At 67.7% G+C, this 20587-nt stretch carries 15 protein-coding genes and 2 pseudogenes; all 17 read right to left on the reverse strand.

The window, feature by feature from the left end; all coding sequences use genetic code 11:
• Positions 1-188 precede the first annotated feature (188 nt).
• The gene (locus H7U20_RS02075) at positions 189-3017 is read right to left on the reverse strand and encodes an ATP-binding protein (protein WP_199517961.1); all 2829 of its coding nucleotides are present in this window, start codon (positions 3015-3017) and stop codon (positions 189-191) included.
• A gap of 301 nt (positions 3018-3318) precedes the next feature.
• A pseudogene (locus H7U20_RS02080) lies at positions 3319-4026 on the reverse strand (hypothetical protein); the annotation flags it as partial.
• Complete coding sequence (locus tag H7U20_RS02085) at positions 4019-5398, reverse strand: hypothetical protein (protein WP_199517962.1); 1380 nt, start codon at positions 5396-5398, stop codon at positions 4019-4021. The gene H7U20_RS02085 and the pseudogene H7U20_RS02080, both read right to left, overlap by 8 nt.
• Before the next feature lie 349 nt (positions 5399-5747).
• Positions 5748-8888: a glycoside hydrolase family 3 protein gene (locus H7U20_RS02090; RefSeq protein WP_199517963.1), complete on the reverse strand. Its 3141-nt coding sequence runs from the start codon at positions 8886-8888 to the stop codon at positions 5748-5750.
• Between the two features lie 294 nt (positions 8889-9182).
• Complete coding sequence (locus H7U20_RS02095) at positions 9183-10184, reverse strand: LacI family DNA-binding transcriptional regulator (RefSeq protein WP_199517964.1); 1002 nt, start codon at positions 10182-10184, stop codon at positions 9183-9185.
• 21 nt (positions 10185-10205) lie between these two features.
• Positions 10206-11009, reverse strand: a complete 804-nt coding sequence (locus H7U20_RS02100; protein ID WP_199517965.1) for a DUF3108 domain-containing protein — start codon at positions 11007-11009, stop codon at positions 10206-10208.
• Between the two features lie 2 nt (positions 11010-11011).
• Positions 11012-12181, reverse strand: a complete 1170-nt coding sequence (locus H7U20_RS02105; RefSeq protein ID WP_233410446.1) for a DUF3108 domain-containing protein — start codon at positions 12179-12181, stop codon at positions 11012-11014.
• A gap of 199 nt (positions 12182-12380) precedes the next feature.
• On the reverse strand, positions 12381-12899 hold the full coding sequence (locus H7U20_RS02110) for a hypothetical protein (RefSeq protein ID WP_199517967.1): 519 nt from the start codon (positions 12897-12899) through the stop codon (positions 12381-12383).
• Positions 12899-13711 carry a hypothetical protein gene (locus tag H7U20_RS02115; protein ID WP_199517968.1) on the reverse strand — a complete coding sequence of 271 codons (813 nt, stop codon included), beginning with the start codon at positions 13709-13711 and terminating at the stop codon, positions 12899-12901. The genes H7U20_RS02110 and H7U20_RS02115 overlap by 1 nt, the downstream gene beginning before the upstream one ends.
• The gene (locus H7U20_RS02120) at positions 13692-15377 is read right to left on the reverse strand and encodes a GspE/PulE family protein (protein WP_199517969.1); all 1686 of its coding nucleotides are present in this window, start codon (positions 15375-15377) and stop codon (positions 13692-13694) included. The genes H7U20_RS02115 and H7U20_RS02120 overlap by 20 nt, the downstream gene beginning before the upstream one ends.
• Entirely contained in the window at positions 15377-16588 is a 1212-nt protein-coding gene (locus tag H7U20_RS02125; protein WP_199517970.1) for a type II secretion system F family protein, read from the reverse strand. Before H7U20_RS02125 ends, H7U20_RS02120 begins: the two co-directional genes overlap by 1 nt.
• A gap of 31 nt (positions 16589-16619) precedes the next feature.
• Positions 16620-17099 (reverse strand): type II secretion system protein, encoded by a 480-nt coding sequence (locus H7U20_RS02130; protein WP_199517971.1) that lies wholly within the window; start codon positions 17097-17099, stop codon positions 16620-16622.
• Positions 17086-17472: a type II secretion system protein gene (locus H7U20_RS02135; protein ID WP_199517972.1), complete on the reverse strand. Its 387-nt coding sequence runs from the start codon at positions 17470-17472 to the stop codon at positions 17086-17088. Before H7U20_RS02135 ends, H7U20_RS02130 begins: the two co-directional genes overlap by 14 nt.
• Positions 17466-17948, reverse strand: coding sequence for a type II secretion system protein (locus H7U20_RS30055; RefSeq protein ID WP_370593049.1), 483 nt, complete (start codon positions 17946-17948; stop codon positions 17466-17468). Before H7U20_RS30055 ends, H7U20_RS02135 begins: the two co-directional genes overlap by 7 nt.
• Positions 17945-18373, reverse strand: a complete 429-nt coding sequence (locus tag H7U20_RS30850; protein WP_370593050.1) for a cohesin domain-containing protein — start codon at positions 18371-18373, stop codon at positions 17945-17947. Before H7U20_RS30850 ends, H7U20_RS30055 begins: the two co-directional genes overlap by 4 nt.
• A gap of 199 nt (positions 18374-18572) precedes the next feature.
• A pseudogene (locus tag H7U20_RS30855) lies at positions 18573-20222 on the reverse strand (FecR domain-containing protein); the annotation flags it as partial.
• Positions 20223-20296: 74 nt separating this feature from the next.
• On the reverse strand, positions 20297-20482 hold the full coding sequence (locus tag H7U20_RS02145; RefSeq protein WP_199517974.1) for a hypothetical protein: 186 nt from the start codon (positions 20480-20482) through the stop codon (positions 20297-20299).
• Between the last annotated feature and the right edge of the window lie 105 nt (positions 20483-20587).

Raw genomic sequence — 20587 nt, forward strand, 5'->3', positions numbered from 1 at the left:
CCCCCCGGCGGGGTTTTGCTGACCCCGGCGGGGTTTTGCGAAAAAAAACCGGATCAAGCGAATGATCCAGTTCAGTCAAGGCGCCGGCGGCGCCCAAAACCACCCAGAGGCGGAGAGCCGGGGTCGGACCCGGCGGGTCCGACCCCAGGTTTGCGCCTGTGGGTTTCCAGGCCGCCCAACAGGCGGCTCTACGCCACCTTGGCCACATCGCTGGCACGCCGCTGCAGCACGAAGATCGGCTGCGCCCACTCGGTGTCCTTCTTCTTTTTGCTGGTGATTAGCGTCAGCTCGGAAGGGTCGTAGACGTCGGTGTTGTGGGTCAGCGGGGTGGTCATCAAATACTGCGCCTCGGTGTTCTTGAGGAACTCGCCGACCAGCTGGATGTTGCGGATGTCCAAGTGGGCAAACGGTTCGTCGATGAAGACGAAGCCGCCCGAGCCGTCTTCGGACTTGAGCAAACCAATCAGCAGCACCAGCGACTTCATCACCTGCTGACCGCCGGACGCTTCGCCGTCGTTCATGCCGATGATGCCCTTGCCGTCGAACTTGAAGCGCACGTGCAGTCCGGCCTGGGACAGCTGGGTGTCGTCGTTCTCCAGCCGCACCGGGTCGGCGTGCACTTCGATGCCGGCCAGCTCGCCCAGCTCCTTGATGTTTTTGCTGTAGGTCTTGACGGTGTAGCGCAGCCGTTCGATATAGGCGCCGCGCGCGTTGCCGGTGGCTTCGATGGCGCGGTTGTTCTGGTAGCGCCGCTCCTCGGTCTCGGACTGGCGGCCGTGCAGCTGCTCGTTCAAGCGTTCGTACTGGTCGATCACGGTGGCGTCGAGCTCCCAGTCGCTGCGCGCCAGGCTGGCTTCCAGGCTGTGGATGCGCAGCGCGACCTGGTGCGCGTTCTGGTGTTCGCGCACCAGCGCCGTGCGGCGCGCCGGCCGGCGCCAGCCCTTGGGCAGCTGGCGCCAGGTGCGGCGCAGCGCCAGCAGCGCGCGGGCGTGCTCGCTGCGCTGCTCCAGTTGGCGCTTGTGGCCCAGGCGCAGGCCGGCCTCGGCCTCGGACAGGGCGAAACGGGCGTTCTGCCACACCGAGTCGGTGCGGGTGCGCGCCACGGTGGCGTTCTTGGTCAGGGTCTGCAGCTCGCCCAGGCGGGTGCCGACCTCGATGCGCTCTTCCTTCAACGGCACGGCGTTGCGCGCCGCCTCGTCGAACTCGGCCTGGCGCGCGGCCAGTTCCTTGGCGGCGTCGACGCCGGCGATGCGGCCCTTCAGCGCGCCGACTTCGCCGGCCAGTTTGCTGATGCTCAGCGTCAGCTTGTCCTCCTGCGCCTCCAGCGCCGGCAGGCCCTTCATGATCGCGTCCATACGCTGGCTGCGGCCGGCGGTGCCGAAGCGGTAGCGCGAGGCTTCGACGAACAGCGAGCGGCCGCCGCGACGTTCGCGGTGGTAGGCCTCGGGGGTGATCCATTCGGCGTGGTTGCCCAGCTTGAAGCCCTGCTCGACCGAGTCGACCCGGCTGATGCGTTGCAGCTGTTCGACCAGCCAGGCCGGTACTTTGGCGCTGAACTTCACCACCGACATCAGGCTGTCGTCGGACGACGACGGCGCCGACACCAGGTCCGGCACGATGAAGTGGCGATAACGCTCCTTCTCGGCCAGGCGGTAGGCGGCCGGCGCGTCGCCGGCCTTGTCCAGCAGGACCACCGAGGCGAAGCCGGCCAGCACGCCTTCGACGGCGCCCTGCCAGCGGGCGTCGGTCACGTCGACGATGTCTGACAACATGACGTGGCCGATGTTGGCGTCGCGCAGCGCGCGGCGCATGCCGCGCACATTGTCCGGCTCCGGCATCGCGGTCTTGCCCTGCAATGCCGAGATGGTGGCCTGCTCGCCGGCGATCCGCGTCGCCAGCGCTTCGCGCGCCTGGCGTTGGCGGGTCAGTTCGGTTTCCTTCTCCTCCAGCTGCTGCGCCACTTCGGCGATGTCGGCGCCGGAGTCGGCGGACAGCTTTTGCAGGCGGGCCTTCTGTTCCAGCAGGCTGTCGAGCGGCTTGAGTTTGCTGTTGATCAGGTTCAGCCGGCTTTGCAGCGCGGTCGATTCCTGTTCCAACACGGTCTCGTGCTGCTGCGCCTCGGTCATCGCCTTGGCTTGCGCGGCGACGGCGTTGCGCTTGTCGACCAACTGCTGGTCGGCCTGCGCCAACGGCTTGCGGGCGTCGCGCAGCTGGCGGCTCAACATGGCGTGCTTTTCACGCGCCTCGTGGTATTCCAGCGAGGGCTGGACTTCCTCTTGCAGGTTGCGGCGTTCCTTGTTCAGGTCTTCCCACTGGTGGTAGTTGGCCACGCGCAGGCGCAGGCCCTCCAGGTTGGTCTTCGACGCTTCCAGTTCGGTCTCGAAACGCTTCAACTCGGTCTCGGTGTCGCGCTGGTGGCGCTTGGCCTCGTCGTAGGCGTCGAGCACCTCCTTGTCGCCGAACACCTGGAACACCAGGTCGAGCAGCTGGCGCGGCGCGTATTCGCACAGCTTGTCGGTCTCGCCCTGCTCCAGCGCCAGCACCTTGGCCATGGCCGGCGACAGGCCGGCGTTGGCCAGGCGCTTGCGGTAGTTCTCCACGCCGAGCCAGTCGTTGGCGTCGGTGACTTCTTCGATCTGCACATTCCCCGGCCGCATCAGGTACTGGCGCTTCCAGTCGCCGCCGTTCTTCTGGATCTGGCAGAACAGGGTGACCTCGTCGTCGCTGAAGAAGCCGGAGCTGCGGAAGGGACGGTTGGACAGCTGCTTGCCGACGTTCTTGTTGTCGACCACGGCGCGCAGCCAAGCGGTCTGCTGGCCGGAGTGGCGCGCGTAGTGCTTGTAGGTGCGGCCCATCGAGCAGTCCAGGCCGAACAGGGTGCGCAGCGCGTCGAGCAGGGTGGTCTTGCCGGAGCCGTTCTGGCCGGCGATCGTGATGATCTTGGCGTCGAGCGGGATGTTCTTGATCCGCTGCCAATAATCCCAATGGACCAGTTCTAGTGATTTGATATGAAACATGGGTCAGTCCCTGATGCCAAGAGTGTGATGGGTGGCGTGGCGTGCTGGCGTGCCGGTGAGCGGTTGCAACCCCAGGTCGAAACCTGGGGTCAGACCCCGTACGGGGTCTGACCCCGGCTTTGCGCCGCGGGGGTTGGCACGCTTAAGCGGCATCGTCAGGCCTGGCCGCTGCCGCTGGCAAGTCGTTGGATGATGCGACCGCGGCCGCACCGTCGACCTCGGCGGCGGCGATCGCGCTGGCGACGCCGGTTTCGACGGCGGCGATCGCGCCGGCGGCGGCGGTTTCGACGGCGGCTCCGGGCGCTTCGGCGGCGGCCTCCTCGCTCAGGGTCTCCTCCAGCGTCGGCGTCGGCGGCGCGCGGCGCGGCACCGGGATGATGCGCGCCGGGGCGCGCTTGAACACGTCGGCCAGGGCGCCGTTGATGATGCGCTCCTTGAGCATGTCGGTGTCCATCATCAGATCCAGCAGCGGGCCTTCGACGATGATGTCGCCGCGCCGCTCGATGAAGCCGAGCTTGGCCAGGATGCCGAGGTTCATGTCCATCCGCGTCTTCTTGCCCAGCTTGTCGCCGAAGTCGGCCAGCAGCGCCTTGTAGGCGATGCCGATCGAGGTGTCCTCGGCGCGCGGCAGCGGTTTCTCGATGCCGAACATGTCGTTCTGGTCGTCGCCGACGTGCTGGTGGGTCTCCTGCCGCTCGCGCTTGGGCAGGATGATCTGCGCCCACAGCACGACCAACAGGGCGACGCCGTCGCGCGCCAGGCCGAAGTTGTTGTTCTGCCAGATGTCGCGCGCGCCGAAGATCTTCGGCTCGATGGCGCGCGTCAGCGCCAGCGTGACGTGGTCGGCGTAGACGTTGTCGAGCAGCTTGAGGCCGGTGGCCAGCAGGCGGGCGTCGACCTCGGCGCGGAACAATTCGTCGGACAGCACGCGTTTGACCAGCTTGTCGTCGCGGCGCAGGGTTTGGTGCGTCAACAGACGCGCAATCAGGATTTGGGAATCGTCATTCATCGGCCGGGCCGCTTTCCGAGTCTAAAGAAAGTGAAAGTGAAAGCGAAGCGATCGACATGGCAGCCACGTGCGGGTCTAGCAGCTGGACCATCTCGTCGGTCGGCGTAAAGGTGATCGGCAGGCGCGCCAGTTCGGCGGTGGCGCCCTGCAGGCTGGCCTCGGAGGCGTCGCCCAACAGCGGCAGCATCGAGGCGCGGTAGGAGGCGATGGCGAAGCTGGCCGGCAGCAGCGAGTCCTGGATCGGGATCGAACGGGGCGACTCGGCGGCGATGCTGGGGAAATTGCCCAGCGTGGCGAAGTCGGACAGGCGGGCCAGCCAGTCGTCGAGCTCCTTCTGCATCGCCGGGCCGTCGTTGATGGTGGTCGGCGCGTCGGTGCCGGTCGGCAGGCCGCCGGAGACCACGCCGGAGGCGCGGTCGGCCAGCAGCTCGGTCTCGGCGACGTCGATCATTTCGGCCGGGGTGATGAACAGCGGCACCACCGGCTGGTCGATGGCGCCGTCGGCCAGCGAGGCCAGGTCCTCGTGCAGCAGCAGCCAGCGCTTGATGTCGGTGGTCGACAGGCCGGACTGGCCGAGGTGGACGCGCTGCCGCTCGATCTGGTTGAGGGCGCGCGAGAACATGCCCTGCATGTTCAGCAGCGCGCTCTGGGCGCGGCCGATGGCCTGGGCGGCGCGGTGGGTGGCGCCGTCGGCGTTCTCGTCGCTGGTGATGGCGCGCAGGATCTCCGAGCCCTTCTCGACCCAGTCGCAGGCCATGTGCCACTTGGCCTGCGAGGCGCGCAGCAGGAACTCGGAGCCGGAGGCGATGGCGTCGGCGAACTCCTCGGTCAGGTCGTTCAGGCGGCCCAGCAGATGCTGCAGCTGCTCGACCGAGACGCCGCCGATGGCCTGGGCGCCGGCCACCTGCGACAGCAGGAAGCCCATCTCGGCCTCGTCGGCGCTCTGGCCCAGCGCCAGCAGGCTGTCGATGGCCGACAGCACGTTGCGCGCCATCGGCGTGACGCGGTAGACGGCCTGCTGGGCGTCCCAGGCCAGCAGCTGGTTCGAGCGCAGGCGCACCAGCACCGTCTCCAGGCTCTCCGGCAGCAGATAGGCCAGGCGGGTGTTGATGTCGGCGCGCGAGAAGGCCGACGTCGAGGCGTCGGACGCCAGCTCGCGCAGCACCAGCAGGCGCACCAGCACGCCGTCGAAGCCGCCGTGGAACAGGGTGGTGAACACCTGCAGCAGGGGCTGCGCCCGCTTGAGGTGGAAGACCTGTTCGATTTCGTCGGCCGACACGTTCGGCTGAAAGTGGGCTTGCAGGGAATCCTGGTGGTCGTGCTCGTTCAATGCTTCCGCGGCCGCAGCCGCACTTGCCATTATGTCAATCATTCTCTGCCATTCTGTACGCAACGCGACTGTGGTGAAGATGGCAACGGCGCCGCCCCTCGGGCGCGCGGTCCGCATCTGCTTCGCGGGGGCGTCAGTATATCAGGCGCGGCAACGATGGAGTCGCCTAACGAGCACGCGGCCGGGTGGAAGCACCCCGCCAAGCTAAGATGGGCAGAAAATACGCGACAAGACGGTAATGCCGTTAAGTTAAGAAACCCCAGCGGCGCAATAAGAAACCCCAGCGGCGTAAATCTAGGGACGGACCCAGCGGGTCCGTCCCTGGCTCTGCGCCTTTGGGTGGTTTTGGAGCCGCCGGCACCTTAAGTTAGCGCCAATACGGCGAGGCGGCCTACTGGACCAGGCGGATATTGCGCAGCGAGTATTGGACGCCCTGCTGGTCGCCCCATTTCGGCAACGTGCCGAAGGGCATGCCGACATTGCGCAGGTCGAAGCAGGACGTGGCGCCGCCGATCAGGTCGCCGACCTTGACCGTGACCGGCGTCCAGGCGCCGGGCGCGGGCCGGCCGAACAGATAGTCGCCCGAGTTGCAGTTGGTGCCGGGACTTTCCATCTTCACCGCCAGCCCGCCGGCGTTGGCGCCGTAGCTGGCCACGTTGATGTCGAACTGCAAGGTGCCGGCGGCGAAGTTGCTCAGGTTGAGCGGCGTGCCCGTCACCATCAGCAGGCCGTCGCCGCCGTCGGCGGCGAAGCCCAGCTTGAGCGTGCCGTCCGGCTGCAGCGCCATGCTGGTATGGCTGCCGTTGGTGGAGTAGGTGCTGAAGGCCAGGTCGGCGCCCAGCAGGCCGTTGTTGAACAGGCCGAACAGCGGACCGGCGACGGGCGGGCCGAACACGGCCGGCCCCGGCCCCATCGCTTCACAGGTCTGCGCGTCGGCGTCCTTGGCGGCGCCCGGCACCCAGCGGATGTTGGCGAAGGAGGCGGTGAAGGCCTTCTCGGTGTAGACCAGGAAGGGGGTGTCGACCAGCGTGAAGTCGGTCCCCTTGGCGGCGAAGCAGGCCAGCGGAATCTTCACCGTGCGCTTGGCGTTGAGCGGCAGGCCGCTGAACAGGCGCGTGCCGTCGAGCTCGCCGATGCAGGGGTATTTGCAGTCGACCCGCATTTTCACCGTCCCCGCCGGGGCGCGGCCGACGATGGTGTCGAACACCAGGGCGGCGTTGGCGTTCAGGTAGGGCTGGCGGTCGGCGGCTTCGCCCGCTTGCGAGTAGAACTGGCCGGCGCCGGTCCAGGTGATCTTGCGGCCGTCCTGCTGGACGTTGACCTGGGTGGTTTCGGCCTTCAGGTTGGGCAGCGCGACGGTGGCGTTCAGGTCGGCGCCGAGCGGCTTCGACCAGTTGCTCGGGTCGCCGATGCGCAGCGTGTAGGGCGGCTTGTCGGCCGAGTTGAACACTTCCAGGTCGACGGTGGCGACGCCGCCGCTGCCGCTGTCCTGGGCGCAGCCGAGCACGGGCGTGGTTTCGTCCAGCTTGGCGACCTTGACGCTGTCCTTGTAGCCCAGCCCGTAACCGTAGGCGAACAGGGGGTCGTAGTTGGCGTCGCCCTTGTTGAGCGGCGTCTGGCAGGCGCTCCTCGGCCAGGAATAGGACAGTTTTCCGTTCAGGTCGTGGTCGATGTCGCCGTTGGCCTTGCGGAACAGCACGTCGGCCACGCCCTTGCCCTCGGTGCCGGGCAGCCAGGCGACGACGAAGGCGTCGGAGCGGTTCAGCTCCTTGTTGGTCCACACCGCGCGGCCCGTCACCAGCACCGTCACCACCGGCACGCCCTTGCCGCTGACGGCGTTCAACACCGCCAAGTCTTCCGGATAGCGGCGCGCGTGCTCCAGCGTGCCGGTCTTGCCGATGTCGCCGACGCCCTCGGCATACGGCGTTTCGCCGATCACCGCGATGACGGCCTTGAAGCCGGCCAGGCCGACGCCCGCGCCGGTCTCGCTAAAGACCACGTTGCCGGCGCCGGCGGCCTCCTTGATGCCGCTCAGGATGCTGTCGGCGTTGGGGAAGTCGGCGTTGGTGTTGGTGGTGCCCTGCCAGGTCAGCGACCAGCCGCCGGTCTGGTTGGACAAGCTGTCGGCGCTCTTGCCGACCACCAGGATCTTCTCGCCCCGCTTCAGCGGCAGGATCTGCTGCTCGTTTTTCAGCATGACGAGCGACTTCTGGACCGCCTCGCGCGCCAGTGCCCGGTGCTGCAACTGGGCCGCGTCGGCGGCGTGGGCGCGGGCCAGCGGCGCCTTGGCGCGGAAGATCCCGGCGCGCATCTTCACGCGCAGGATGCGCCTGACCGCGTCGTCGATGCGGGCCAGCGGGATTTCGCCCTGGTTGACGGAGTCGATGGTGTTGGCGATGAAGGCCTTCCATTGGTCCGGCACCATGATCATGTCGACCCCGGCGTTGATCGCCTGCGGGCAGCTGCCGTCGCTGCAGCCCGGCACCTGGGCGTGGCCGTTCCAGTCGCCGATGACGAAGCCGTCGAAGCCCATCTTGGTTTTCAGCGTATCGGTCAGCATCTCTTTGCTGCCGTGCATTTTGCCGATCCGGATGCCGAGGCTTTCGTTGGTCCAGCTATTGAACGAGGCCATCACCGTCTGCACGCCGGCGCCCAGCGCCGCGTAGTAACCCTGGCCATGGACGTTGATCATCTCGCTGCGGCTGGACATGTTGACGCCCTGGTCCTTGCCCAGGTCGGTGCCGCCGTCGCCCATGAAATGCTTGGCGGTGGCGATGACGGTGGGCGCGCCGTCCTTGAAGTCGCCCTGCAGGCCCTTGACCATTTCGCGGCCATATTTGGCGACGATGACGGGGTCCTCGGAATAGCCCTCGTAGCTGCGGCCCCAGCGGTCGTCGCGCACCACCGCCAGGGTCGGCGCGAAGGTCCAGTCGATGCCGGTGGCGGCCACCTGGGCCGCCACGGCCAGGCCGATGCGGCGCACCAGGGCGGGATCGTTGGCCGCGCCCAGGCCGATATTGTGCGGAAACAGGGTGGCGCCGAACACATTGCCGTGGCCGTGCACGGCGTCGGTGCCCCAGATCACCGGGATCTTGGTGGCGGCGTCGGTCGCCATGGAGGCGCGCCAGTAGCTGTCGGCCAGCCCGACCCAGTCGGCGGGGCTGGCGTGCTTGTCGTTGTTGGGGAAGGAGCCGCCGCCGTTGAGCACGGAGCCGATGTAGTAGCGCCGCACCTCGTCGGGTGTGATGCTCTTGATTTCGGCCTGGGTCATCTGGCCGACCTTCTGCGCCAGCGTCATGCCGGCGAGAATGCCGGTGATGGCCTGTTCGGTGGCGCCGTCCTGCGCGATGGCGCTCCTAATGCGCGGGAAATCCTTGAGTTCCTTCTGCCCGAAGTCTATTTCGGCCAGCAGCTGGTTGGAGGGGGGCGGACTGCTATCGCTGCCGCTGCCGCTGCCGCAGCCGCTGAGTATGCCGGTGCCCAGTGCGCAGGCGATGGCCGCACGGTGGAAGATACGTGGTGTGAATGTCATTGCGTCTCCTGTTTTTTTATTACGGAGGCCGGCATTACGCCCGGTGTTGCATGACCCGGCGTCCGGCGCCAACATCGCGCCCAGCATGGCTCCCAGGTCCCTGGAGAGCCAATGTAAGCGTTTACATTATTTAACAAGATTGCCGTAAAAGATAATAATATTTCATCATTTGTAGTAAATTTTCACAAATAATGCAACCGCTGACAGCCCGTGGAGCGGGCCGTGGATGACGAAATATTTCTTAAAGAAAGCAGCTGATGGCGCTGGGAAAGAAGGGCCGGGGCGCGGCGCCGCTCAGGCCAGGCGGCGCACGGAATCGCGCAGCATCAGTTGCGGCGTCAGCAGCGCCTGCGGGCCGGACGGGGCGCCCGAGCGGCTCAAGCGCAGGGCGATCTCGACGGCGGTGCGCGCCAGAAGGGTGATCGGCTGCCTGACCGTGGTCAGTCGCGGGTGCATCAGTTCGGCGAATTCGACGTCGTCGAAGCCCAGCAGCGACAGGCGCTCCGGCACGGCGACGCCCACGCTGCGGCAATAGTCGAGGGCACCGAAGGCCATCTGGTCGCTCAGGCAGAAGACGGCGCTCAGCGGCCTGCCGCCGGCCAGCAACTTGGCCATGCCCTGGCGGCCCGAGGCCAGCCGGAAGTCGCCCGCGAACACCAGCGCCGGATCTAGCGGCACACCGGCGCCGGCCAGCGTGTCGGCGAAGGCGGCCAGGCGTTGCACGCTTTCCGGATTGGTGGCGGGACCGCTGATGACGCCGATGTCGCGGTGGCCGCAGTCGATCAGGTGGCGCGCCGCCAGACGGGCGCCGGTGGCGTTGTCCACCTGCACGCAGCGGTCTTCGAAGCCGACGACGCTGCGGTGGATCACCACCACGTTGGCCTGCTCGCGCAGCAAGGCGGTCAGGGCGGCATCGGGCAACTCGCCGGGGAACAAGATGATCGCGTCGCATTGGCGCTGGCGCAAAAACTGCAGCGCCGCCAGCACTTCCCCGGGAGTGTCCTTGCCGCAGCTGACGATCAAATAGCTGCCGGCGGCGCTCACGGTTTCCTCGACGATATTGACCAGCGGCGCAAAGAACGCGCCGGACAAGCCGCCGACGATCAGGCCGATGCAATCGGAACGGCGCGTGACCAGGGAGGCGGCGACACTATTGCGGGAAAAATTGAGCTCGCGCATCGCCGTCTCGACGCGCGCGCGGGTGCCCTCGCTCACTTGCTGCGGCGTGTTCATGACGCGCGACACGGTCGCGGTCGAAACGCCGGCGTGTTCGGCGACGGTGCGGATGGTGGCCATATTCGGGGTCGCGGCGGCCGCCTATTTTTTAATCAGCTTGTCGAGCACCTGGTCGACGTAGTCGCCGTCGCCGTCGTTGAAGCGGATGCGCACCGGCAGCCAGTCGAGCGACGGCGCCAGCCACAGGTCGACCTGCTGGCCCTGGGCGTCCGGCGGCGGCGCCTTGACCACGTGAACGGCGTTGACCTCGCCCTGGCCGGTCTGCACGCTCTCGTTCTTGAGCACCTTGAAGGTCCAGGCCTCGGCGTCGCGCCGGCCGGCGACGAAGAAGGACCATTCGCTGCCGGGCTTGAACTTGTCCGGCGCGGCGCGGGCGATGGCCAGCAGCTGCCACGGCGCGCTGGTGCGGTCCTGCTCGCCGCCCTTGAGCGGATACGTGTCGTCGCCCTCGCTGAAGGTGATGGTCTTGCTGTCGCGCTTGAAGCTGGTGGTGTTGCCGTCCTTGCGGAAGCGCTTCTCGTAGAAGGTGGCCGGCGCGATGCCGTAGTCGTCGATGGCGCCCTCGCTGCGGTTTTCCAGGATCTTGCCGAACAGCGCGGCGCGGCTTTCGGTGGCGATGCTGTACTTGCCGTCGCCGGCCTGCCAGTGCACCTGGGCGTCGCCGTTGATGCTCAGGCCGTGCTGGCGGGCGCGGATGGTGTAGTTCAGATCGACCGAGGGTGGCAGATTGAAGGCGCGTTTGTGCACCGGATGCTCGGCTGCTGCTGCTGCTGCTGCGGGGGCGGCGGCGGCGGCGGGACCGGCGGCGGCGGCCAAGGCGGGCGCCAGGCCGGCCAGGAGCAGCGCGGCGGCGGCCAGGCGGTGGTGGATTGCTGTGATGCGCATAATTAGTGTCCAGATTCGGTGGCGGTGATTTTTGAGACGGTTTGCGTGGTCAGCGCGCCGCTCGCTTCGGTGTTGCGGATCTGCACCGGGTACCAATTCAGGCCCGGTGCCAGCCAGATGTCGATGCGCGACGAGTAACTGCCCGGCCGGGGCGGTCGCGTCAGGTGCCAGGTGCTCAGCTTGCCCATGCGCGTCTCCAGCGCCTCCTCGCCGACCAACTGGAAACGGAAGATGTTGGCGTCCTTCTCCTCGCCGACCTGCAGGTCGATGTCGCCACCGAACTGCTTGTGGTCGGCGCGGCCGATGCCGCCCAGCTGGAACGGCACCGTCGCCTTGTCCTGCGTGCCGACCAGCAGCGGATAGCTGCGCTCGGACGCCGAGAAGGTGATGCGGCCCTCGTCGCGGTTGAAATGGGTCGCCGTCAGCGAACGGCCGCGCACCTTCTCGGTCGCCGTCACCGGGGCGATGCCGTAGTCGTCGATGAGGCCCTCGCTGCTCAGCACCAGCAGGTTGATGCGGGTGATCAGCATGCTCAGGCCGGCCTCGACGCTCAAGGTGTAGCGGCTGCCGTCGCTGTGCCAGGACATCGCGGCGACGCCGCTCCAGGTGGTGCCGTTGGCGTCGACCCGCTTGACGTCCAGCTCGAAATCGGCCGACGGCGGCAGGTTGACCTTGTAGCGGCGCATGCCGGGCGGGGCGGCCTCCGGCGCGGCGACGCTCTTGTCGCTCTGGTCGGCGGCGTCCGGGGCGGATGGTACAGCAGATTGCGCCTGGGCGGCGCCGTCCTGCGGCCGGGCGGCCGGCGCGGCGGCCGCGGCCGTGGCCGGCGCAGCCGGGGTGGCCGGGGTGGCTCCGGTGGCGCCGTCGGCGGCGGCCGGCGCCGGCTCGGCTGACGGCGCGGTCTCGGCTGGAGTCTCGGCTGGAGTCTCGGCTGGAGTCTCGGCGACGGCGGGCGGCGGCGCCACGGCGGCCGGTTTGGGCGCGGCCTTGCGCACCCGCTTGACGGCGTCCGGCGCCAGCGGCGCCACCTGCGGCAACGGCGCCGACGGCTGCGACGCGCGCTGCGGCAGGGCCAGGCGCAACTGGGCCGTCACCGGCGCCGCATCGGCCGGCCGGCGGCTGTCCAGCGGACCGAGGCGGCCGCCCACCCAATCGATGGCCAGATAGTGCAAACCGGCCGTGCTTGCACATAAAACCAGCAGCCGACTGCGTTGGGAAAGGAGGGAGGCGAGCGTCATGCCGCTAGTGTAAGGTATCCACCTGAAGCGGGTGTGAAGACGGCCGATCCGGCCGCCCGGCGCCGGGCGAGAAAACGCCGGCGTGGGTGCTTTAAAAATCCGCAATGATTCCCATGAATCATCACGCCCCCCACTACTTGCTCAGCACGGTCGCCTTGACGATGACGGGATTGGCCTGTCGTTGAACTTGGTATCCGGCAACATGCCACCGTTCGCCGTGCTCGACACCCTCGTTCAGACTATCGACAAAGCGCGTCAAGGCCTCCACGTCAATCGCCTCGAGTTGCAATTGCGTGCGCCCGGCCGCCTGCTCGTGGGAGAAGGACAACACCGCGACACCGTTGCCGTCGGCCTGCTCCAGCGTCGACAGCAGCCGGTTCCACGGATAGCGCAACGCCGCCAGAATCTGCGTCTGCTCCTTCAGTTTGGCCGCCATGGCCGGTGTCAATTCGCTGCGCAGCTTGGCCTCGCGCTGTTGTTGCTGTAGTTGCCGCTGCAGGCCCGCAAGGCGCAGTTGCTGGCGTCCCGACTCCTGCCACAAGCCATGCCACTGCAGCGCCATGCCGCCGCCCCAGGCGCAGGCGGCCAATAGCAACAACAAGCAGGTCCACGGCGGGCGGCGCTGCGCAATGAAATCGAGTTCAAGCTTCATCAGGCGCCCTCCTCCCCGGCGAACAGCACATCGCGGAAATCCGCGTAGTGCCGCCGTCGCAGATGCTCCCGTCCCGACAGCAGCAGACGGTGGTGCTCTCCCAGCAGGCCTTGCTGGCCGCGCGCCAAGGCCAGGCCGACCCGCGTCTCCATGGCCATGCCGTAGGAGTGGCCGAGCCGCCGCAGCTCCCGCTCGACCAGATCGGCCTCGCCGCGATGGGGCAAGGCGTGCATGGCCAGCAGCTTGCCGGCCTGCGTCACGACGACGGTGAAGGCGTCCTCCTCCACCGCCAGCAGGGCCGACGGCGACGCATCCGCCCCGCCCCGCCTCGGCAAGGCGCTCCACACGCCGGCCAACAGCGGCTTCACCGACACCAGCCGCAGTTGTGGCCCCGGCGCCGCCGCCCGCAGACGTTCGAGCAGCTCGCGCCGCATCGCGCAGACGGCGGACTTCTGCCCGGCGGGCGCCCGCTCCACGGTGCAGAGCCATTGCGCCGCACCCAGGCCGAACTCGTGCTGCAGGCTGGCCGAGGCGATCGCCTGCGCCTCCGCCGCATCTTTCGCCCCGGCGGGAATCTCCAGCGCCATCAGGCGGCACAGCGCGGAACCGAGGTGCACGTGCAGCGAGGTGCGCCAATGCCGGCCCAGCCACGGGGCCAGGTCCAACGGCGCCCCGGCGTGCCAATCGAACTGGCCCAGCAACTCGGTCCGCCGGCGCCAACCCCAGCCGGCATGGCGGCGCACATAGCCCTTCGAGCCGGTCAGGTAGAGATGCAGATGGCTGTGCAGGCGCTCAATCATAGGCCACCACACGGTCGACTTCCTCCATCGTCGTGGCGCCGGCCACCACCAGGTCCAGCGCGCGCAGGGCCAGCGGGCGCACGCCGGCGTCCAGCGCGTGGCGCTTGATCTCGCCGATGTCGGCGCGGCGCAGGATCATCGCCCGCAGGGCATCGTCGAACGGCAGCACCTCGGCGATCGCCCGCCGCCCCTTGTAGCCGGTGTTCCGGCAATGCCCGCAGCCGCGGCCACGGGCCAGGCGCCATTGCCGCGGCTCGATATTGGCCGCCCGCAGGCGCGCCAGCAGGTCGACGTCGGGCTGGAACGCTTGCGCGCACTGCGGGCAATTGCTGCGCAACAGGCGCTGCGCGACCACGCCGTTGAGCGCCGACATGACGCTGTACAAATCGATGTCCATGTGGGAGAAACGGCTGATCACGTCGAACACGCTGTTGGCGTGCACGGTGGTGAAAACCAGGTGGCCGGTCAGGGCGGCCTGCACGGCGATCTCCGCCGTCTCCGGATCGCGGATCTCGCCGACCAGGATCTTGTCGGGGTCGTGCCGCAGGATGGAGCGCAGGCCCTGGCTGAAGGTCAGCCCCTTCTTCTCGTTGACCGGAATCTGCAGCACGCCGGGCAGCTCGTACTCGACCGGGTCCTCGATGGTGATGATCTTGTCCTGTTCGGTGCGGATCTCCGACAGCGCCGCGTACAGCGTGGTGGTCTTGCCGCTGCCGGTCGGGCCGGTCACCAGCAGCATGCCGTGCGGCCGCCTGGCCAGGCGCCGGATGCGCAGGATGGCGTCGTCGTCGAGGCCCAGGCCGGCCAGCGAGATCGCGTTCGAGTCGTCGTGCAGCTGCGTTTTGTCGAGCAGACGGATCACCGCGTCCTCGCCATGGATGCTGGGCATGACCGAGACGCGGAAGTCCAGCTCGCGCCGGCCCAGCGCCAGGCGGAAACGGCCGTCCTGCGGCACGCGGCGTTCGGCGATGTCGAGCTGGGCCAGCACCTTGATGCGCGACACCACCTCCTCCGCCCGCACCGGGTCGGCCAGCTCCGACGAGGGCACCAGTACGCCGTCGAGCCGCAGCTTGACGCGCACGCCCCTGCGGTCGCATTCGAAGTGGATGTCGCTGGCGCCGGCCTTCCAGGCGTCGTAGATCGCCGAGTCGACGAAGCGCACCACGGCGCTGGCGCTGCGCTCTATCGACTCCAGCGAGATGCTGTCGCCGCCACCGCCGGCGGACGCCGCCTGGCCCGGCGCGGCGCCGGCCAACTGGCTGGACGCCTTGATCTGCAACTGCGCGTGCTCCAATGCGGCGATGATGTCGGACAGCGCGGCCCAGGCCAGCTTGGGATACTCGCCGGTGCGGTTGGACAGCCATTGCAGCATTTGCTCGTCCCACGGGTCGGCCACGACGAACCAGCCGCCGGCATCGGGCGCCAGCGGATAAATGCCACGGTTGACGCAGTCGGTGAAGCCGACCCGGTCCAGCTGCGGCGGTGCGGCACGCAACGCGGCCAGCGACAACAGGGGCAGGCCGAACGCCGCCTCCGACAAGGCGGCCAGCTGCGCCGGCTCGACCTTGGCCAGCGCGGCCAGTTCCAACAGCAGCGGGCGGCCGCTGGCCTTGGCGGCGGCCCGCGCGGCGAACAGCGTGTCGCCGGACAGGGCCGGCAAGGCGTCCACATTCACCATCAAAATCCTCCCGCCAGGTCGAAGACCGGCATATACATCAACACGATAATGGCGCCGATCAGCACGCCAACCACCATCAACAGCAAGGGCTCGGCGACGCGGGTGGCGCGCTCGATGAACAGCATCAGCTCCTGCCGATAGGTCTGCGCGATGATCTCCATCGTGTGCTCCAACTTGCCGGAGCGCTCGCCCACCTGCAGCAGGCGCAGCGTGACGACGTCGGTCAACTGCTGTTCGGTGAAGGCCTGGCTCAGCCGCTTGCCCTCGCCGACCAGCTGGCGCGCGGCAAGCAACTGCCGGCGCAGCGCGGCGTCGAAGGCCAGGTCCTGCGCCAGCGGGATGGCGTCGCTCAGGGTGAAGCCGCCCTTCAACAGCATCGCCACGGTCTGGTAGATCCGCGCCAGCTGGTACAGCCGCAGGTAATGGCGCACCAGCTTGAACCGCCCCATCAGGCGCAACAGCCACACCTTCAACCTGCCGCTGCGATAGGCCAGCAGCAGCGCCAGCGCCGACAAGGCCAGCGCCGACAACAGCAGCAACAGATGGTCGCCGAAGAAGCCGCCGACACGGATCAGTATCAAGGTCGGCGTGCTGATGGACGTGGCGAAGTCCTCGTAGACGCGGGAAAAACGCGGCACCACATAGGACAGCATGAACAGGCTCACCAGCATGCCGAAACCGACCACCAGGCCGGGGTAGATCGCCGCGTTGACGATCTTCTTGCTCAACTCCCGGCCCACCATTTCGTAGCCGATGAATTCGCCCAGCGCCTCGTCGACGCGGCTGGAGCGCTCGCTGGCGCGCATCGAAGCGACCAGCAGCAAGGGGAAATGGAACTGGTTCAGTTCGAGCGCGCTGGAGAAGGGCTTGCCCTCCAACAGATGTTGTTTGATCTCGGCCAGCACTTCGTGCTTGAAGCCGGCACCATCCTTTGAGCCGAGCGTGTCGACCGCCTCCACCAGCGACATGCCGGACGACAGCAGCGTGCGCAGCTCGGCGCAGAACAGCACCACGTCGAACTGCGCGCGACGGGCCAGCGAAAATTGGCGCAAGAAACTTGGCGCGAAGCGCGTCGACGCAGCGCGCACCGACAGCACCGTGGCGCCACGGCGTTCCAGGGCGCCGCGCACCGCCTGCGCGCTGCCGCCCGCCACCACGTGCTCGGCGACGGTGGCCGAGGCGGCGTCGAATGTTCGGACGGTGAACCGCATGCTTTCCTGCTTCATAGGTGGCGACGCTCCCTCATTGTGGCGGCAAATAGACGAAGCGCCAGTCGGCGTAGCGCTGGCCCACCACCGTCAGGGCGCCCAGCTGGACCGCTTGGCGGCGCAGCGTCGCCGCCTCGCTCAGGCTGCGCACACCGGCGATGCCGCCGTCGGCGGCGCGGACCAGCTCCCAATCGCCGCCGTGGTTGACCGGATCGCCGTACAGCTTGCGCAGATGGCGCCGGGTGCCGACGAAGCGCCGGTCCTCCACCAGCTCGTCCAGCGTCGCCGGAAAGCGCCGGGGGTTTCCCGGCGAGCTCAAATAGTAGTCGCCGATCGCCCGCTGGTACGCCGCGCCGACCAGCAACAGCTCGGCCTCCTTGTCGCGCTGCGCCGCCGCGCTCCACATGGTGCCCAGCGCGGCCAGGCCGATGCCGAAGATGGCCAACGCCGTCAGCACGGCGATGTAGGTGAAGCCGCCCTGCCGGGCCGGCGCGGCCGCGTCACCATGTCGCATAGGCGCTCCCGTCCCGGGCGGTGCCGCCGGCCCCGCTGCGCACGTCGAACACCTTGCCCGACTCCTTCTTTTCCGGCGCGACGATGACCCAGCTGTCGTCCCGCTCCGTCATCGGATCGACGGGAACGCGGCGCAGGTATTTGCGCTCGACCACCTCTTGCAGCGATTCCGGATACACGCCCTGGTCGCCGAAGTGCTTGTCGATCGCCTCGCGCAGCATCGCCAGGTCCTGCCGCAGCACGGTCTCCTTGGCCTTTTCCACGTTGCGGAAGTGGCGCGGCAGCGAGAGCGACAACAGCAAGCCGATCAGCGCCATCACCACCAGCAGTTCGATCAACGTGAAGCCGGCCCGCCGGCCGCGCCGCCTCACCATAACCGGTACGGTATGCCGTTCATGCCGACCTCCGCAGATGTGGAATAGACGTCGAACACGTCGGCGCCGGCCTTCGGCTCCTGCGGCGGCGAGGCGTAGCTGCGCAAGCCCCACGAGGCCTCGGCCGGCAAGGACTTCGGCGCGAACGGGTCGCGCGGGATGCGCCGCAGCAGGTAGATGGCCTGGCCGCCGGCCTTCATGTCGGGCACGCCGGCGCTCAACGCCGACAAGCTGGGCGGATAGGCGCTGGCGCCGTCGCCGCGGCCGATGCGTCCGGCGTCGACGGCCAGCCGGTAGGCATCGATCGCCTGGCGGATCTCCCAGACCGCCTGTTTGAGCTCGCGCTCCTTGGCGCGCTTGGCGCTCAGCTCCACCAGCGGCATGGCGGCGCTGGCCAGCACGCCGAGCACCACCATCACCACCATCATCTCGATGATGGTGTAGCCGCGCCAACGCTGCATGGGCGCCGCCATCATTTCACCAGGATCTGGCTGGCCTCGGGCAGCGGCGGCGGCGCCACGGCGACGCCGGCGATGGGCCGGGCGGAACTGATGCGCACCTCGGCCTTGCCGGCGGCCAGGGCCTTGAAGCGGAAGGACGCCACCGTGCCGTTGCCGCTGACGCCGTCGGCGCCGTTGCGCAACACCGCCATCGAGGCGCGGCCGTTGGCCTGCTCCAGCGTCTTGGTCTTGCTGATCGCCGCGTCGTCCTGGCGGAAGAACAGGCCCTCCTCGGCGTCCATCACCTGCAGGGTCTGCGGCGAAAACTCCAGTTGCACCGGCATGCCGCGCAGCGCAACGGTCGATTTGACGTTGACCTGCACGGAAAACACCTCGCCCACCTTCAATTCCTGCGGCGCCTGCAATTGCAAGCTGAGCGGCACGGCGGCGGCGGCCGACACGGCCCCGGCGCCAACTGCCGCGCCGGCCGGCAGGGCGCCTTCGCCGCCGGGGCGCGGCGGCGGCGGGGCCGGCCGCCGCGCCAACCGGTTCGGCCGGTTTGGCCCCAAGCACCAACGGACGGCTGCGCACGTCGTTTTCCGTCCCCGACCAGAACTCGGCCTGGTTCAAGTCCGGCCGGCGGATGTTGCGCACGATGCGGGGCGTGACCGACAGCACGATCTCGGTGCGCTGATTGTCGTCGCGCTGCGACGCGAACAGGCGGCCGACCATCGGCAGATCGCCGACGCCGGGCACGCGGTTGGCGCTCATGCGCTCCTCGTTGCTAATCAGACCGGCCAACAACTGGGTCTCGCCATCCTTCAGGCGCAGCACGGTGTTGGCGGTGCGGGTGCCGATTTGGTAGACCAGCGAGCCGCCGGCGGTCTTGATCTCCCGCACCAGCGAACTGACTTCCAGGCCGATCTTAATTGCCACCTCGTCGTCCAGATAGATGTTCGGCTCCACCTCCAGCTTCAAACCGACATCGACGTACTGCACCGACTCCGAAATGAAGGTGCTGCTGCCGGCGTTGCCGGTGGTGGTGACGACCGGCAGCTTGTCGCCGATCATCACCTTGGCCCGCTCGCGGTTGCGCGCCCGTATCTTCGGATTGGCCAGGATGTTGACGTCGCCCACGTCGCGGTGCAGATTCAGCGTGACGCTGGGCAGGTTGATGCCGATCGAATCCTTGTTCAGGGTGTTCAGGTTGCCCAGGGTAAAGCCGGTCGCCTTGGACGGCGCCAGCGGCGTCAAGGTGAAGCCGTCGGGATACTTGATGCCCAGCTCGGTCAGACTGGCGCGCTTGACCTCCAGCACCTCCACCTCCATCATCACCTCCGGCTCGGCCAGGTCGTGCAGGGCGATCAGACGCTCGGCCAGGCGGATGGTCTGCGGCGTTTCACGGATCACGATCAGGTTGATCTTCTCGTCGATGAAGGGCTCGCGGATCTTCAGCATGTTCTTCAACAGCAGCGCGGTTTGCTTGACGTCGGCGCTGGACAGGTAGAAGGCCCGTATCATCAAATCTTGATACTCCCGGGTCTTCTCCGGCGTTTTTGGATAGATCAGCACGGTGCTGGCGTCGATCACCTTGTAGGCCAGCTGGTTGGTCGCCGTCAGCAGCTCCAGCGCGTCGTCGAAGCGGCTCTGGCGCAAATAGACGGTGGTGCGCAGGTCCTGGCGCACGTCCTTGTCGATGACGAAGTTGACGCCGCTGTTGCGGGTCAACACCTCCAACACCATGCGCAGATTGGCCTCGCGGAAGTCCAGCGACACCGGCCGCACCTCGGACAGGCGCGCGCCGCCCAGCTCGAACTGCTTGGCGTCGAGCTCCAACTGCCGTTGCAGGGCCAGCAGCTCCGCGTTGCGCGGGCTGTCCTTCAAGGCGCTTTCGATCACCAAGGTGGCGCGTTCGGCGAAGCCCTTGGAGATCAAGTCCCGCGCGCTGGCCAGGGCGGCGTTCTGGCGGCGGTCGCGGGCGATGTCGAGCAGCATCGCCTTGGCCCGCTCGTCGTTCGGCCGTATCACCAGCGCGCGCTGGGTGATCTCCTCGGCCACCACGTCCTTGCCGAGCGCGCGGGCCTCCGTCGCCGCCTTGATCAGGCGGGCGAACACCGCCTCTTGCGCGCTGATCAGACCGGAACGCAGCACCACGTTCTGCGGATACTGCGCCAACCCGTCCTCATAGGTCTTCAACGCCCGCTCGTAGTTGCCCTTGTTGAGCAGCTGTTCCGCCTCGTTGCGGATCGATTGCGCACCGCAGGCGGCGAGCAGCAGGCAGCCGATCACAGCGCAGGTCCGGCCATACATATTGCGTCGATGAAGCAAAGCGTTACTCCAATCATTCCAACAAAATGAAACGTCGATATTCCGGCCGGCCGGGCTTAGTTCTCGGCGGACCTGACCGAGATATGTATCCGCTCGTCCAGCGGCACATAGTGAATGACCAGCTCGTTGTCGTTCAGCACGTCGACGCGGTAATCGCCGTCGAGCACCTGGTGCAGCCGGATCGGCACGATCGCGTCGCCGCGCATCAGATAGGTCACCAGCTTGCCGTCGACGCCCTGCATGCGGCCCAGGTAGCGGTAGTTGTCAACAAAGTTGTCGCGTCACTTCATGCAGCCAGCTTCACTAATTCAGGTTCAGCCCGTTCCGGATTGAGCCAAACCTCGTCC

The organism is Rugamonas violacea, assembly GCF_016461825.1.
In the GTDB taxonomy this organism is placed as follows: domain Bacteria; phylum Pseudomonadota; class Gammaproteobacteria; order Burkholderiales; family Burkholderiaceae_D; genus Rugamonas.

Bases quoted from the DNA above. Each gene is read 5' to 3' on its own strand.
- H7U20_RS02090 (WP_199517963.1), bottom strand. From the start codon at position 8,888: ATGACATTCACACCACGTATCTTCCACCGTGCGGCCATCGCCTGCGCA.
- H7U20_RS02075 (WP_199517961.1), bottom strand. From the start codon at position 3,017: ATGTTTCATATCAAATCACTAGAACTGGTCCATTGGGATTATTGGCAG.
- H7U20_RS02095 (WP_199517964.1), bottom strand. From the start codon at position 10,184: ATGGCCACCATCCGCACCGTCGCCGAACACGCCGGCGTTTCGACCGCG.
- H7U20_RS02085 (WP_199517962.1), bottom strand. From the start codon at position 5,398: ATGATTGACATAATGGCAAGTGCGGCTGCGGCCGCGGAAGCATTGAAC.
- H7U20_RS30055 (WP_370593049.1), bottom strand. From the start codon at position 17,948: ATGATGGCGGCGCCCATGCAGCGTTGGCGCGGCTACACCATCATCGAG.
- H7U20_RS02120 (WP_199517969.1), bottom strand. From the start codon at position 15,377: ATGGTGAATGTGGACGCCTTGCCGGCCCTGTCCGGCGACACGCTGTTC.
- H7U20_RS02145 (WP_199517974.1), bottom strand. From the start codon at position 20,482: ATGCAGGGCGTCGACGGCAAGCTGGTGACCTATCTGATGCGCGGCGAC.
- H7U20_RS02110 (WP_199517967.1), bottom strand. From the start codon at position 12,899: ATGAAGCTTGAACTCGATTTCATTGCGCAGCGCCGCCCGCCGTGGACC.
- H7U20_RS02130 (WP_199517971.1), bottom strand. From the start codon at position 17,099: ATGCGACATGGTGACGCGGCCGCGCCGGCCCGGCAGGGCGGCTTCACC.
- H7U20_RS02100 (WP_199517965.1), bottom strand. From the start codon at position 11,009: ATGCGCATCACAGCAATCCACCACCGCCTGGCCGCCGCCGCGCTGCTC.
- H7U20_RS02125 (WP_199517970.1), bottom strand. From the start codon at position 16,588: ATGCGGTTCACCGTCCGAACATTCGACGCCGCCTCGGCCACCGTCGCC.
- H7U20_RS02135 (WP_199517972.1), bottom strand. From the start codon at position 17,472: ATGGTGAGGCGGCGCGGCCGGCGGGCCGGCTTCACGTTGATCGAACTG.